The organism is Exiguobacterium sp. AT1b (assembly GCF_000023045.1).
GTDB lineage: Bacteria > Bacillota > Bacilli > Exiguobacteriales > Exiguobacteriaceae > Exiguobacterium.
Genome location: NC_012673.1, coordinates 2241489 through 2256706, shown reverse-complemented (window position 1 = coordinate 2256706; position 15218 = coordinate 2241489). Strand labels below are relative to the sequence as shown.

The window sequence follows — 15218 nt, the reverse complement described above, 5'->3', positions numbered from 1 at the left end:
TAGTATAGTCGAGAAAAGAAGTTTGCGCATCCGCTTTTAGACCGAGAAAGGAGTTGAATTGATTTCTTTGATCATATAGTCAAATCTTGCCCCGGAAATGTTGATTTCTTTTTCCTTATGGAATCCGAGACGTGTGTATAAGCGATGTGCCGCAGGATTTTCTTGGTCCACGTTCAATGTGACGACGGGGACACCGCGCTCTTTCGCAACGAGACAAACATGTTCAATTAACTTCGTCCCAATTCCACGACCGCCAAACGCCTCTGCGACAGCCAGAGAATCAATGTATTGGACATAACCTTCCGTTTCTATGTCCACCTCTTCCTCACTTCCATGCGCCGTCAACCATTCTCGAATCGGTCGATCCAATTCTTCTGCTTTGTCCCCACGATACGAGATGATCATTCCGGCCACTTCCCCTTCAAAATCAGCCACCCAGATGTTTTCGTGACTTAAGCGATTGTTTGGCTTCTCTACCCACATCGCCAGTCGCTCCAATACCTCAGACGTATCCGTTGATGCTGTCAACGTGTACGCAATCTCATGGATCGCTTGATACATGAGTGGTGCAATTTGTTTACTGTCTTGTTTGGTTGCTTGTCGAATATTCATGATTGATCCCTCCAACATCCAGTCTAGCATAGCCCGGCACATCGGTTGTTTGTCCACACTCGTTTTGTGGCATCATATAGAGTGAAAGGGGCGAATCGAAATGAAAGCTATTCTTACAGGAATGAACGGTACAGTGGCACCCGTCGTTGCCGAAACGTTACAGCGCCACGGAATTGAAGGGATTGCGTGGAATCGCGAGCAAGTGTCCACGACAAACGAAGAGGAAATGCGAGAATTCATCGAGCGCATCCGACCGGACTACTTTTTACATATCGGTATGGGCGCGGTGGAGTGGGCCGAGACGCTCGCTCGTTTATGTGGTGAGGCGAAAATTCCGTTCCTGTTCACGAGCACGGTTTCAATTTTTTCAGATGAAGTGACCGGACCGATTTCCCCAGATATGCTACCAGATGCCGAGGATGACTATGGAAAGTATAAGCGTGAGTGCGAACGTGCGATTATGAACGCCAACCCTGGTGCTCAAATCGTTCGTCTCGGATGGCAAATCGGGGATGAGGCAGGATCGAATAATATGATGGACTATTTCACGAACGAGATGAAGCAACGAGGGGTCATCCAAGCGAGTGAGCATTGGTATCCATCATGTTCATTTTTAGCAGACACGGCAGACGCGCTATTTGAAATTTTGACAAAACGTGGACCAGGCATCTATCAGCTAAACGGAAATGCGAACTATTCCCTATACGACATCGCCGTCGGACTAAAAGAGCTTCATGACACCGACTGGCAGATTGAATGCACAGATGAACCGAAACGGGATAATCGAATGATCGATTCATCGGTCTCCATTCGTCCCATCTCCAAACGACTGAATTTGCAAACAAAGTAAATTCAAAATCGCCTACTCCCATCGAGTAGGCGATTTTTTATTGGTTTCGAGTTAGATGAGTCAATCGCAATTTACTTTTCGGCAGACTCGGCATGTCTACAAAACTATAGCTCAAGTCTTGAGGCGGGACCGTGTAGGCGTATTCCTTAGTAAACAACTCGATGACTTGTGCGAGAATTGCAATCGTCACATGTTCACCGGCACATCGGTGTCCAAAATCCACATCTCCCCCACCTTGCGGAATAAAATTAAACGGACTCTCCTTCCAATCTTTGAAACGAGAGGGATCGAATCGATCTGGTTCCGTCCAAATAGAGACATCATGATTCGTACCATACAAATCAAGAAGCGTCAGCGTTCCTTCCGGAAATGCATAGCCGTCCCATTCAAAATCGGTTTTGACACGAGCTGCGGCTACAGGGAAAAATGGATAAAACCGTCTCACTTCCTGAACGAATTCTGTTTTCGAGACCTCTCCCCGCTCTACCTGCTCTTTTACATCCGGGAACTGATGCAAAGCCAAGACGGTAAAGAGGACATATACCGAGATTGCGACAGTCGGGCGCAAAATGTTCAATACTTCTACCGCCACCACCTCTTCAGGTAATAATTCTCCAGATTCATCCCGGTGCCACGAAAACTCGTAAAGCGCCGTATGTTCGTTCGGCAATAATCGATTCGACCGCACTTCTTTTACCATCTGACGAATCCAGACTTCAGCGGAACTTCGTGCCTTCCGACCTTGTAAATACGTGGGACCAAGAGACGTACCCGATTCAAATAATAACCTCATCTCTTCGGTACGCTTCCCCACTTCTTCTTTCGCAAGTGGAACTCCCGACCATTCACATACGGCCTTCATCAACACTTCTTGTGCAATATCGTATAAGACAATCTCCTCTCCCATTCGTTCAATCTGGTTCCACTCACGATATGTCAATCGGAGCAATCGATCTATATTTTCTTTTGTCATCAATGACATGAACATCTGTTTTCGATGCGTATGTTCCGAACCGTCTAAGGTTTGGACTCCCCCTTCTCCGAATAGTGTCTTGAGGAGACGTTTCGGCGCAGCATCCTGACGCGTGAATTTATTTGCATCATAGAATACTTCTGCCGCCTCTTCGCCTCCAAGACAAATCACGCGCTCCCCGAGCAGGCGCGACTCAAAGATATTCGACTGAAAACTTTTGCGTCGATTCGCGACAAACAAATATCCTTCCCGTAAAAAATCGACACTATGGTCGAGACCTTCTTGTTTCGGTATGACTTTCCCCATCCAACTCACCCTTTCTCTTTTTTCGAACTATAGAGGATGTTCCCCTGTCGTTAGCGAACAAACCTAATATCGAAAGGAGCGAGTGACATGTTGCCGTTCTTACTGACGTTGCGCCGGATTGTCCGCGGAATCTGGCGTGGTCTCCGTGATCCTGAGTTCCAAGTCTTATTCAGTCTTGCCTTCCTTACCGTCCTCTCCGGTACACTTTTTTACACCCGATTCGAGGCGATGCGTTGGTTGGACGCACTTTACTTCAGCGTCATCACCCTGACCACCATCGGATACGGTGATTTTGCACCGCAGACCGACATCGGAAAAATATTCACCATCGGATATGTATTGACCGGGGTCGGCATCATGGTCGGATTTATCACAAAAGTATTTGACCATTTACAAAAAGCACGACTCGATGAATTGGAAGCGAAACAAAAGACGCCACCCTCTGATTCATGAGGATGGCGTCCTTACGATTAGGAAACTTTCCGATTTTCAATTTCAAGCTGTTGGTTGAAACGCTTCGTCTCGGCGATGACAACACCCGATAAGAACAAGAGACCGATCAAGTTCGGGATGGCCATCAAGCCGTTAAAGACATCCGATAGCGCCCATACCAAATTCAAGTTCGTCGTCATGGCACCGAGTCCCGCAACGAGTACAAAAGCAATCCGATACGGAAGGATCGACTTTTGTCCGAACAAGTAATGGATGGATCGCTCACCGTAATACGACCAACCGAGCACAGTCGAATAAGCGAACAGGACAAGCCCAATCGTGACAATATAACCGCCGGCCGGTCCGAGGAACAGTTCAAATGTAGCTGAGGTCAATTCGACTCCTTCTAGTCCTGTCCCAATTTGACCACCCATGACGAGTGTCAACCCTGTCACCGAACAGACGACAAGCGTGTCCAAGAAGACTTGAGTCATCGAGACGAGCGCTTGACGACCCGGCATATCTGTTTTCGCTGCCGCTGCTGCAATCGGAGCAGAGCCGAGACCCGCTTCGTTCGAGAAGACACCACGCGCCACCCCGTATCGAATGGCAGCTCCGATGGCCCCTCCACCGATTGCTTCTGCACTGAACGTACTGCTAAAGATGAGTGCGAACGCATCCGGAATCAGTGAGTAATTCATCACCATAATGATGAGACCGCTACCTAAGTAGAAGGCAATCATGACGGGGACGAAGTAACTGACCACTTTCCCGATGGAACGAACGCCTCCAAGGATGACCGCACCTGTAAAAATCATAATGAGAATCCCTGATATGTAGAGTGGTACATCGAATGTCGTTTTTAAGGCCAATGCGACCGAGTTCGTTTGGACCCCGTTTCCAATACCGAACGCCGCAATCGATGCGAATGCCGCAAATGCGACTGCTAACCATCGTTGATTCAATCCTCGTTCTAGATAGTACATCGGTCCACCAGCCATCTGACCGCGCTCATCGGTGACCCGATACTTCACGGCCAAAACCGCCTCCGCGTATTTCGTCGCCATCCCAAAGAAACCGGACACCCACATCCAGACGATGGCTCCTGGTCCTCCTAATACGACCGCTGTCGACACTCCGACGATATTCCCCGTACCGACGGTCGCCGCCAGAGCGGTCATGAGCGCCTGGAAGTGACTGATATCCCCTTTAGAAGATTGATCCTGATTTTTCGAAAACGCCAATTTTAACGCATACGGTAATTTGGTGATTTGAATCCCACCTAGACGCACCGTCAAGTAAATGCCTGTCCCCACAAGCAAAATCAAGAGCGGTGGTCCCCATACAAAGTTGGATGCCTTACTCACCCATTCACTAAATGATTGCCCCATACAACGTATCCCCTTTCCCCGAAAAATAGTGTACACCTCTATTTTTTCAGAATACTTAGAACAATGCAAAAGTATTGTACTAAAACAACCAATCCATTTTTCGTTCTGTACAAAAACAGCGAGACGAACTCAATCGTCTCGCTGTGACTCAGGTTTCTCTCGTTGTAAAGGCGCTTTCCAATCAAATGTATCCGGAACATAATCGAGCCCACCTGGATGAAACGGCTGGCAGCGAATGAGCCGGCGAGCGGTTAAATAACTGCCTTTGACAGCCCCATGTTTTTCGATCGCCTCGATTCCGTAGTGCGAACAGCTCGGATAAAATCGGCACGTTGGCGGCTTTAATGGTGAAATAAAACGCTGGTAACCTTGAATCCCTTTTACTAGTACACGTTTCACGCGATTTCGCCTCACTCTTTTGAATTAGTGCCATCATAGCGCGATTTAAAACGTTTGTCATGTTCATCGATTCTTATGTCAAATCTTTTTCCATCTCCTTACAAATGAGCAAGATGGGCGATATTCGAGTTCATGTTTGTTATGATAGTCAACATAACTATTGACCGAATCGAAAAGAAGAGGTGACGAATGATGAATCAACTACTAATGGTCGGTGCAGGATCGATGAGCGAGGCACTCGTTCGCGGGTGGATCGACTCGGGCATCGAACCGACACACATCACAATGACAAACCGAAGTGACCGGGAGCGCTTGCTCTTCCTACAAGATGAACTCGGCGTTCAAATTGTCGAGGACGAAAACGTGAACGACTATGACATCGTCGTATTAGCGATGCAACCAGATGGCGTCATGCCGTATGTAGAATCGAAAGAATGGAAGACACCGTTACTCGTCTCGGTCGCGGCACATATCGAACCGAGCCAGTTAGAAGAGGCTTCAGGGTTACCAGCCGTATGTGCCATGCCGAACACGCCTGTCGCCTATCGGAGCGGGATGACGGGTCTATGGTTCGGTCCAGAAACTGATGAGGCTGATCGCGCAAAAGCGACTTCTCTCTTTGAACGGGTCGGACGAACGGCCGTCACCGATGCAAAGACGATGTCGGCCTTTATGGCTGCTGCTGGGTGCAGCCCGGCCTTCTTCTATGAAATCGTGGGTGCGATGACGCCTGTCCTAACGGATGTCGGTTACGATGAACAGACAGCGCGTCAAATTGTCGCTCAAGCGATGAAAGGCTCCGCTGAGTTGTTGTCTCATGAAACACGGAAGACGAATGAACTGATTGCAGACGTGGCCGCTCCAGGCGGACCGACAGACCGAGGCGTCGGCGTGCTTCGGGAACGGAACCTTGCTGACGTGATGGCTTCAGCCTTGCGTGAAAGTGCCAAAGAAGATCATGAAACGATCGAGAAACCATAAAAAATGGATGGAAGCGACTCGCTTCCATCCATTTTTTCAATTGATCGTATGTATGATGGACACAATCAAACCCACCACTAAAATCCCCGGTAATAAATTGGCCACGCGAATTTTTGTGATTCCAACCAAGTTCAGACCAATCGCCACAATCATAACCCCACCGGTCGCGGTCATCTCTAAAATAAAGCTGTCCATGAGCGACTCCGGAATGAACTTCATGATTTGAATGGCGAGTAACGCAATTCCTCCTTGGTATACCAGTACTGGAACGGCGGAGAACATGACACCGATCCCAAGTGTCGAACTCAACACGAGAGCCGTGAATCCATCAATCAACCCTTTCGTGTACAACACGTCATGATCACCGCGCAATCCACTATCGAGCGCCCCGATAATGGCCATCGCCCCGATCACGAAGATGAGTGTGGCCGTTACGAATCCTTCCGCTACACTCGATTGACTCCCAAGGCGCCGTTCGAGCCGATAACCGACTTCATTCAATAATTCATCTAACTTCCACCATTCCCCGAGCGCAGACCCGACGACTAGACTTCCGATGACGATCAAGAAGTTCTCACTTTTCATCCCCATTTGAATCCCAAGCAAGATGACCGCAAGCCCGATTGCCGCCGTCACCGTCTCTTTCATACGCTCCGGAATGCGGTGAAATAAGAGACCTAGCAATGCCCCGATGACGATTAGTCCGGCATTGACGAGGGTTCCCGTTAGAACCATGTCGCATTCCCCGTTTCATTATGTATTGAAAGGAATATACCAATTGCTTTCGTGCCATGTCAATATACAAAAAAAAGAGCCACTTCTCGCAAGAAGTGGCTTCGCGGAAACCCATGTTCCGGTGGGTTTCTCGAGGGTTTGGCACCCAAGTGATTCTGACTGGGCTCGAACCAGCGACCTCTACCCTGTCAAGGTAGCGCTCTCCCAGCTGAGCTACAGAATCAGGTCGTGTCCTCTCTTAAGGACACTATTAATATATCAAGAAACTATTGAGTTGGCAACAACTTTTTTTATTTTTTTTAGAGACTTTTTTATCGTGTCATTTGTTGACGGTCGATATGTCGACATAACCGCTCCAAATCGCCCGCATAAACGGATACGAGCATGTCCTTATAGAATGTATCTCGATCCCAATGAAGACCGTTCGCCTTAGCGACACGTTGAGACGGAACATTATCCGGATGAATCAGAGAAATAATCTCCTTCTCGCCTTCCGTAAAAGCATGCTGCATCAGACGTGCGGCGGCTTCTCGACCATATCCCATATGCCAATGCTTCGGCGACAACCAATACCCGACTTCCAACTCGATTTTACCGTCCAATTCATGCAATAACGTACCTGCGTGACCGATCGGTTCATCACTGTCAAATGTCATGAGCTTCAGGAGACCCGTTTGGCGTCCTGTCTCATAACGAGCCAATTGACGTTCAAACCACTCAATCGTCTGTTCGTCAGTGTATGGTCTCCCATCCGGACTGATGAAGCGCATCACCCGAGGATCTTGGAGAAGCGATTTGACAAAATAGAAATCAGAAAGCGTATACGGTTCAAACCGCAAACGTTCGGATTGCAACTCGACAAGATGCATCGTTTTCCGCCCCTTTCTTTCATCTCATAATCTGAATTATTAAATTCCCGTTTTCAGCACATTTCAATCCTTTAGGCCACAACTTTTAATCCGACCACACTCCCGATAATCAACGTCAAATAAAAGATACGCCAGCGACTTTTCGATTCGTTCAAATAGAGCATCCCTAAAATGACGCCGCCGGCCGCGCCGATACCTACCCAGATGGAATAGGCAAGACTAAGAGGAATGACCTCAAGTGATTTTGATAACCAATAGAAGCTGAGCGCAAAAGATAAAATCGATGCAATCGACCATTTCAAAATCTGGTATCCTTTCGATTTCCCCATAAAGAAAACGGCTGTCATTTCAGCAATTCCCGCTCCAATCAGATAAACCCAACTCATGCCTCTTCCCCTCCTGTCACTTGCTTCAATCCGATGATACCGACAATCAACGTCGTCACAAGGATCAGTTTCCATCCATTAAGCCCCTCGTCAAATAAGAAGGCACCAACTATGACTGTGCCGACCGCTCCGATTCCTGTGAATACGGCGTACCCCGTACCGGCAGGGAGCGTCCGAAACGCTTTCGCCAATAATCCGAAACTAAGAATCAATAACACGATCGTCCACAATGTCGGACCTAAAACCGTGAAGCCTTCAGACAGCTTCATCGTCGTCGCCCAGACGATTTCGAGTAGTCCTGCAAACAGGAGGGAAATCCATGCACCCTTCTCTTTACTCATCCCAACCCACCCCTTTCTTGAAAATTCGAAACGCAGCTTGTTGTCGCATCTCCCGGTCCTCTTCAAATGTGAATAACGACAGTAAGGCGCCATCTAAAAAGCAATAGTACGCAGCATATAGTTCATCGAGCGATTGTACCGGTAAATCGCCACGCTCCATCGCCAGTCGAAATTGTTCTTTCTCAAATCGTTTCAACTTGGTTTCGACCGTCCCGATGACTTCCTCGATATACTCTCGAAACTCCGGGGGAGGGACAAGTAACATTCGTTTCGTCAACATCCATGTCTCATGATCACTAAAGAAGGACGTGAGCGTGTTGACGATTGATTCGATTCGTTCTAAAGGTGGTCGTCCTACCGTATCGTCACACGTTGTCTGCCATACTTCTTCGTAACGATTCGCCATGTCTGTGACGACTTGTTTGAACAATTGTTCCTTCCCATCGATATGGGCATATAAAGACGGCTTGCGAATTCCTACATCTTCCGCTACTGCCGCTAGTGACAACCCTTCGTAACCTTCCCGTGCGAAGCGTGTGCGAGCAGACTGCATGATTTTTTCTTTTGTATTCATGTCATTCACTCTCCTTGTCTTACACTTTAACTAACGAACGGTAGGTAGTCAAGTCAAGCAATTGTATTTTGGTTCATGATTCTCCACAATATAAGTAGAAAGAGGTGACGAAAGATGATTGAACAATTAAACGTGTCGATTCCGACGGAGAAAGTACGTGGTCAAAAGCGGATTGTCCGCGTATTTCGACCAGACTGGGTCGACGTCAGCACCCCGCTCCCCGTCCTGTATATGCACGATGGACAAAATGTTTTTTCTGGAAACACCGCTACATATGGAGAGGGCTGGGAAATCGATCGTTGCATCGACCTGCTCCGACTCCCGCTCATGGTCGTCGCCATCGCGAGTGCGCCGAACTGGCTGGACCGTTATGATGAGTATTCATATGAGGAAGATGAGATGTTATATCGTCGGATTGGACCTGAACTGGCGAAAACTCGTCCGACACTCGGTGGCCAAGGTCGTATGTATACAGATTGGCTCATGAACGAATTAAAACCACGAATTGACAGCGAGTACGCCACTGACCCAGAAGATGTCGGGGTCATGGGAAGCTCGATGGGAGGTGTCATCTCTTTATACATGATGGCGACCTATCCTTCTATTCGACGAGTTGGCTCGCTCTCCACCGCGGCATGGGCCAATCTTGATCCGTTGATTCGAGAAATGAAACAAGCTGAGTTCGCGGGTAAACTATATATGGACATCGGCACAAACGAAGAGAGTGGGCCAATCACGCCAAGCGACTACCTATTCACGAATGCGAAACTGATTGAAGTCATCGCGCAGAAAGGCATCGCCTTGCGATATGAGGTCGAACCAGACGCGATTCACAACGAATCGGCCTGGCGCCGCCGCTTGCCTGACGCACTGCGCTATCTATACGATTGCACGTAAAAGAGCGAATTCCGTAACTTTCGGAATTCGCTCTTTTGTTTAGATGACCCAGTTCCCGTCACGCATGATTGCCTCACGCGTTCCGTCTTCTCGTTCACCATCGATATTCATTTCGGCTGAACCAATCATGAAGTCAACGTGTGTCATCGAGTCGTTCGCACCGTTCGCCGCGAGTTCTTCTTGTGACATCGAAGGACCACCTTCGAGACATGTCGAGTACGCACGACCGAGCGCCAAGTGACACGATGCATTCTCATCAAACAACGTGTTATAGAAGAGAAGACCCGAGTTCGAGATTGGAGAATCATCCGGAACGAGCGCTACTTCACCGATACGACGCGCCCCCTCATCCATGTTCAACAATTCATCGAGAGCCGCTTGCCCTTTCTTCGCCTCCGCTTTGACGACTTTCCCACCTTCAAACCAAAGGGTGAACTCATCAATCAAGTTCCCGCTGTAGCTGAGTGGTTTTGTGCTCGACACGTGACCTTCCACAGAGTCTTTATCTGCGAGCGTGAACACCTCTTCCGTCGGCATGTTCGCGATAAAGTCGATGCCATCGACGTTCGGGCCGCCACCGCCAAGGAAGACGTGTTTTTTCGGAAGTCCGATTGTCAGTTCCGTCCCTGGTGCTTTGTAATGAAGCTTCGCATACTTCTTCTCTGTCAATAGCTTCGCACGGCTACGAAGTGATTGATCGTGTGTATCCCATGCCGCGACGACATCTTCTTGATCCATCCGTGTCGCTGCGAAGATGGCTTGCCATAATGCCGCAACCGCATCATCACGTCCCGGGAATACTTTTTGTGCCCACGCCTCTGACGCACCTGCGACGATTGACCAGCTCACGTTGTCGCTCATCACATATTGACGCCACTTCGCAAGTGCTTGTCCTGCTGCACGGTTCGCATCCGAGATACGTGACGATTCCACACCATTCAACGCATCCGGGTCATCACTGACGATTGACAAGAATGCCGTCTTCTCTTCAGCCAATTGCTCAAAACGAGCCTTCAACCAATCTGGAAACTCTTTGAATGAATCCGCTGGTGCATTGAAGTAACGAATTTTCCCTGTTTCTTCGTCGCTCCAGTTGACGAATACTTGCTTCGCTCCTGCCGCATAAGCAGCCTTCACCACGTGACGGACGAGTGGTGCCTGACTGATGTCAGCACGTACTTCTAATTGTTGACCAGGTTGAATGTTCACACCTTTTTTCACCGCTAATTCTGCATAGCGTGCGAAATCTGCCTCTGTCGGCATCGAAATCTTAGACATATGTATCGTTCCTCCTTTTCAGTTATCTTTATTTTCTTAAATTTCAGGAAAAGTTGCAACCAATGCGCAAAAACGGGCATATTAGTAGATGAAGAAAGAAGGAGGAATCCAAATGGCAGATTGGAAAACAACATACACACACTTTTTAAAACAAGCGAAGGAAGACATCCGCGACCGAGAACAATTGGGCGACTTGCTCGTTCAAGGTGAACGTGCACTCGCAAAAGTCACAGTCGATGTGGCATCCAATGAAATCAGTAACATTGAGCGTGAAGAAGAACTGACACTTTACTTCCAGATGAAACAAATGCTGAATATGTTACGAGCGCTCTACAATGAACAATTTGAGATGCAAGCCGATAAACAAGAGGAACTCGTTGCGGCCATCCTGTACTTCGTCTCCCCATTCGATGCGATTCCAGACGATGTCCCGCTCGGACTTTTTGATGATGCTCAAGTCATCGATTACGTACATGAGCAATTAGCGAGTGATATCGATCGATTCCATAATGACATGTGAGACTTGAAATGACGTAAAAGTAGCAGTACGCTTGCAGAAGACTTACAAAAAGGAGGCGTCAGGCCTAGCCATTATCTATGTATGCAAAATCTCGAAAACGGGTTGCCCTTGAAACGGTACTGTTCATCATTGCCGGGACAATCCTTCAGTCTGTCTTTGTCAGCTTACTGCTCAAACCAAACGAAATCGGTTCTGGGGGAATCGTCGGAATCACGTTGATTACGAATGAACTGTTTGGAACCCCCATCGGTTTGACACAGCTCGTGCTTAATATCCCGCTCTTTTTATTGGGACTAAAATATTTGGGACGTCGATTTATCTTGATGACAGGAATTGTCGTCGTACTTTCCTCTATCCTCATCGATAGTTTACCAGTCTTGATTCCACCGACTCCACTCGATGATCCGCTCGTCGCTTCGGTGTTCAGCGGAATCGTCTCAGGGCTTGGACTCGCACTTCTCCTCTTTGCAGGAGCTTCCACCGGTGGACTCGATATTCTAGGGAAAGTCATCTATATGAATAATCGAAACTTGTCGTTGCCTAAAATCTTTCTGACACAAGACATCATCGTCTATGTGTTGGTCTTCATCGTCTTTGACATCAAAGCTGTCATGTACGCGCTTGTGTTAAGCTTCGTCAGATCCCGAACGCTACTTACGATTCATAAATTCTTCGCTGCCCAAAAGCAATGCTTCATCATTTGTCAAAAAGCAGACGAAATCAATTTGGTCATCAAGCAGAATTTGAAACGGGGCGTCACGATTATGGATGCGACAGGCGGATATTCGAACGATTCGAAAAAAATGCTGTACGTCGTCGTCCAGAACAATGAAATCCCTCGCCTTCGTCAAATCGTATCTGAGATTGATTCTGAGGCGTTTGTCACTGTATCCGAAATCGATTCAGTCGTCGGGAACTTTAAAGAGCACTCTTATACACTCTAAATCTAAAATTTTCGACAACAATATAGATTGTTGTCGATTTTTTTGTGTAATCTTTGTTCACCTGTTCCGATAATAAATAAGAGCCCCATACATATAAAGAAGGAGGTGCATGAGTTGTCTGCTTACTCGTTGCGCCAATACGTTCCGGCGATTCTCATCGGAACTTTTTCTACCGGACTTTTATTTTTATTTTTAACCCCGCACGACTTACGACAGATCACGTTGTTCATCTATTATCTCGTCATATCCGGGGCCGCGATTGGTATTAGCGGAGTAGCAATTTTTAAACATAGAGGTATGCGGCGTTTTATTCATGTTTTGATCAGTGCAGGAAATGTATGTTTCACGCTGTACTTACTGATGCACTATCATTCAACCAACGACAATACGCAGTCCTTGTTGTTCCTTCAAAATTTCTTTTATTTAATCATGGCTTTAATCGTCATCACGCAATCGATTGAGTTTCGTACTTTGAAACTGCGCACATTCGATTTATTCGCCCTGTTTAGTTTCCTTTTGATTGGCGGACTTCATATTTGGTTCTTTTCAACGCAAGACGTCTCGCTCGTGTCACAGTTGAGCGGATTTGAAGAGCAGATGTTACTCATCAGCCTCTATATGATGCTCGCATTCCTGTACTTAAATCGAGTCGTCTCAGCTGGTCAACAGTTCCGCATTTTATTGCTCATCGGAATTCTTGGATTCACGATTGCATCGATTGCTAACACGCTGTTTGTCTTTTCGGGAATCACACATGAAGTGATTCACCTCTTACAAATCAGTAGTATCTTGACCATCTCGATCAGCTACTGGGTCGATGATGTATCGGAAGATGTACTTGCCTACGATTCCATTGTCGATTATGTGCTGTATAGTGTGGTCGTCATGATGTTTTTACTCGCTTCCGATCGTCTTCTCGGAACATCCGTGATGGACTCGATGATTGCAAATGCCGTCCTCTTGTTGCTCATTCGTCAGTTTGTCGTTTCCAAGCAGAACGCACTCATCAGCCACCGCTTGCATACGGTCAATACAGACTTGGAAGTTGCCGTGTCGACGAAGGCACATGAATTAGAAATCCGTGAACAGCAATACCGTTCGCTTTTCGCCTACCATTCAGAACCGATTTTCTTATTCGACCTGCATGGCGAAGTGCTATCTGTCAACGAGGCCGGCAGTTCCATCTTAGGACTGACAACCGAAACACTACTCGGCTCGAACATCTTAGACATCATTGAATCGAAAGACCGTGCACCGTATACCATCATTCTTCAAGAGTTGACGAACGGTCGTCCCCGAACAATCGATGTGCGTGTCATGACTGACGAAGGGGAGACACGCGTGTGGCAATTGGTCAACGTGCCGATGATTATCGATGGAGAAGTCGAGGGCATCTACGCCATCGCCAAAGACATCACCCAGATGATCGAGCAACAAGAACAAATTTTGTATCAAGCTAAATTCGATAGTTTGACCGGTCTTCATAACCGTTACGCGCTTCAAGAGCAAATTGAACGCTTGATTGAGGAAGGGCGTACGTTCACATTGATGTTCTCCGATTTGGATGGATTTAAAGAAATCAACGATCAATTCGGTCATCATATGGGAGACCAGTTATTACAACATATCGGAAAACGGTTGCGGACTGCACTATTACCGAACGAATATGCCGGACGACTCGGAGGCGATGAGTTTATCGTCGTCGCGGAACATGGAGACGATGAGATGTTGACGGAACGATTGCGGCGGCTCGTCTATCGTCCCCCGTATTATATGGCTGGGACGCTCGTCGAAGTTCATGCCTCGATTGGGATCGTCCGTTTCCCGGAGCATGGGAAAAAATTAAAGCACTTGCTGTCGAATGCCGATTTGGCGATGTATCGTGCGAAAGACAAAGGCCGTGACGAAACCGTCATGTTTGAGCCGGAGTTACGGGAAGACAAGGAAGAGCGGAAAGTGTTGATGGAAGGGCTCGAAACCGCACTTGAAAAAGGAGAGATCTCCCTTTTCCTTCAGCCTCAAGTCGATGCCTCGACGAAAGCGATCATCGGAGCAGAGGCGCTCATGCGCTGGCAACATAACGGTGCGTTCATTCCACCAAGCCAGTTCATTCCAATCGCTGAAGAAACGGGACATATTCAGGATTTAGGTCGTTGGATGATTCATGAGACATTCCAATTGATTCACGTATTTGAACAAGGGGACATCCACTTACCAAAACTATCCGTTAACCTGTCCGTCCGTCAGTTGTTCGATGAACATTTGATTGATTATTTAAAAACACTATTCGAACGGTTCCCGATTGAGCCGTCACGCCTTAATTTTGAATTGACGGAAACCGTTGCCGCACATCACTCAGATCGTGTATTAAATCGCATTTTAGAATTGAAAGCACTCGGCATCAAGCTGTCCATCGATGATTTCGGAACAGGGTACAGTTCACTCGCATACCTTGTCCGCTATCCAATCGATGAACTGAAGATCCCTCGTGAGTTCACGATGCAACTCGAAGAGAATCGCGAATATCAAATGGTCACGACGACCATTGTCGCCATGGCCCGCCAACTCGGTATGGCGCTCGTTGCCGAAGGTGTCGAAACCGAGTACCAGGAGACGTTCCTTCGTAAAATCGGATGTGATTCCATGCAAGGATATCGCTATGCGAAACCGATGCCGCTCGATGAATTTGTCATTTACTACATGAAACACACAACGCCTTGAACCGGTTAT

General features: G+C 47.6%; 17 protein-coding genes and 1 tRNA gene. 7 read left to right on the top strand and 11 right to left on the bottom strand.

Annotation, left to right across the window (positions count from 1 at the left end; all coding sequences use genetic code 11):
• Positions 1-36: 36 nt before the first annotated feature.
• The gene (locus EAT1B_RS11745; protein ID WP_015880782.1) at positions 37-612 is read right to left on the bottom strand and encodes a GNAT family N-acetyltransferase; all 576 of its coding nucleotides are present in this window, start codon (positions 610-612) and stop codon (positions 37-39) included.
• Between the two features lie 100 nt (positions 613-712).
• Between EAT1B_RS11745 and EAT1B_RS11740 the strand changes: the two genes are divergently transcribed.
• Entirely contained in the window at positions 713-1462 is a 750-nt protein-coding gene (locus EAT1B_RS11740; protein WP_015880781.1) for a sugar nucleotide-binding protein, read from the top strand.
• Between the two features lie 37 nt (positions 1463-1499).
• Here the strand turns inward: EAT1B_RS11740 and EAT1B_RS11735 are convergent, their stop codons facing one another.
• On the bottom strand, positions 1500-2741 hold the full coding sequence (locus tag EAT1B_RS11735) for a cytochrome P450 (RefSeq protein ID WP_015880780.1): 1242 nt from the start codon (positions 2739-2741) through the stop codon (positions 1500-1502).
• Between the two features lie 87 nt (positions 2742-2828).
• On the opposite strand from EAT1B_RS11735, the gene EAT1B_RS11730 reads away from it, so the two are divergent.
• Positions 2829-3194, top strand: a complete 366-nt coding sequence (locus tag EAT1B_RS11730; RefSeq protein WP_015880779.1) for a potassium channel family protein — start codon at positions 2829-2831, stop codon at positions 3192-3194.
• A gap of 17 nt (positions 3195-3211) precedes the next feature.
• Here the strand turns inward: EAT1B_RS11730 and EAT1B_RS11725 are convergent, their stop codons facing one another.
• Together EAT1B_RS11725 and yidD are read right to left on the bottom strand one after the other, a co-directional pair.
• The gene (locus EAT1B_RS11725) at positions 3212-4564 is read right to left on the bottom strand and encodes a sodium:alanine symporter family protein (RefSeq protein WP_015880778.1); all 1353 of its coding nucleotides are present in this window, start codon (positions 4562-4564) and stop codon (positions 3212-3214) included.
• Between the two features lie 129 nt (positions 4565-4693).
• Positions 4694-4963: a membrane protein insertion efficiency factor YidD gene (gene yidD / locus EAT1B_RS15815; RefSeq protein WP_015880777.1), complete on the bottom strand. Its 270-nt coding sequence runs from the start codon at positions 4961-4963 to the stop codon at positions 4694-4696.
• A 192-nt stretch (positions 4964-5155) separates the two neighbouring features.
• Between yidD and EAT1B_RS11720 the strand changes: the two genes are divergently transcribed.
• Positions 5156-5944 carry a pyrroline-5-carboxylate reductase gene (locus EAT1B_RS11720; protein ID WP_041918139.1) on the top strand — a complete coding sequence of 263 codons (789 nt, stop codon included), beginning with the start codon at positions 5156-5158 and terminating at the stop codon, positions 5942-5944.
• Between the two features lie 36 nt (positions 5945-5980).
• Here the strand turns inward: EAT1B_RS11720 and EAT1B_RS11715 are convergent, their stop codons facing one another.
• From EAT1B_RS11715 to EAT1B_RS11690, 6 genes are all read right to left on the bottom strand, one after another.
• Positions 5981-6679 carry a DUF554 domain-containing protein gene (locus tag EAT1B_RS11715; RefSeq protein WP_015880775.1) on the bottom strand — a complete coding sequence of 233 codons (699 nt, stop codon included), beginning with the start codon at positions 6677-6679 and terminating at the stop codon, positions 5981-5983.
• Between the two features lie 150 nt (positions 6680-6829).
• Positions 6830-6902, bottom strand: a tRNA-Val gene (locus tag EAT1B_RS11710).
• An 88-nt stretch (positions 6903-6990) separates the two neighbouring features.
• On the bottom strand, positions 6991-7548 hold the full coding sequence (locus EAT1B_RS11705) for a GNAT family N-acetyltransferase (protein ID WP_015880774.1): 558 nt from the start codon (positions 7546-7548) through the stop codon (positions 6991-6993).
• Positions 7549-7619: 71 nt separating this feature from the next.
• Complete coding sequence (locus EAT1B_RS11700; protein WP_015880773.1) at positions 7620-7934, bottom strand: multidrug efflux SMR transporter; 315 nt, start codon at positions 7932-7934, stop codon at positions 7620-7622.
• Positions 7931-8275, bottom strand: a complete 345-nt coding sequence (locus tag EAT1B_RS11695) for a multidrug efflux SMR transporter (RefSeq protein WP_015880772.1) — start codon at positions 8273-8275, stop codon at positions 7931-7933. Before EAT1B_RS11695 ends, EAT1B_RS11700 begins: the two co-directional genes overlap by 4 nt.
• Positions 8268-8849, bottom strand: a complete 582-nt coding sequence (locus EAT1B_RS11690; protein WP_015880771.1) for a TetR/AcrR family transcriptional regulator — start codon at positions 8847-8849, stop codon at positions 8268-8270. The genes EAT1B_RS11695 and EAT1B_RS11690 overlap by 8 nt, the downstream gene beginning before the upstream one ends.
• Before the next feature lie 114 nt (positions 8850-8963).
• On the opposite strand from EAT1B_RS11690, the gene EAT1B_RS11685 reads away from it, so the two are divergent.
• Positions 8964-9746, top strand: a complete 783-nt coding sequence (locus EAT1B_RS11685) for an alpha/beta hydrolase (RefSeq protein WP_015880770.1) — start codon at positions 8964-8966, stop codon at positions 9744-9746.
• Positions 9747-9785: 39 nt separating this feature from the next.
• Here EAT1B_RS11685 and EAT1B_RS11680 read toward each other — a convergent pair whose 3' ends face one another.
• Entirely contained in the window at positions 9786-11024 is a 1239-nt protein-coding gene (locus tag EAT1B_RS11680; protein WP_015880769.1) for an aminopeptidase, read from the bottom strand.
• A gap of 112 nt (positions 11025-11136) precedes the next feature.
• On the opposite strand from EAT1B_RS11680, the gene EAT1B_RS11675 reads away from it, so the two are divergent.
• The 3 genes from EAT1B_RS11675 to EAT1B_RS11665 all read left to right on the top strand — a co-directional run bounded on the left by EAT1B_RS11675 (position 11137) and on the right by EAT1B_RS11665 (position 15209).
• Complete coding sequence (locus EAT1B_RS11675) at positions 11137-11544, top strand: YkvA family protein (protein ID WP_015880768.1); 408 nt, start codon at positions 11137-11139, stop codon at positions 11542-11544.
• Positions 11545-11621: 77 nt separating this feature from the next.
• Positions 11622-12488 (top strand): YitT family protein, encoded by an 867-nt coding sequence (locus EAT1B_RS11670; RefSeq protein WP_015880767.1) that lies wholly within the window; start codon positions 11622-11624, stop codon positions 12486-12488.
• 114 nt (positions 12489-12602) lie between these two features.
• Positions 12603-15209: a bifunctional diguanylate cyclase/phosphodiesterase gene (locus EAT1B_RS11665; RefSeq protein ID WP_015880766.1), complete on the top strand. Its 2607-nt coding sequence runs from the start codon at positions 12603-12605 to the stop codon at positions 15207-15209.
• Positions 15210-15218 lie beyond the last annotated feature (9 nt).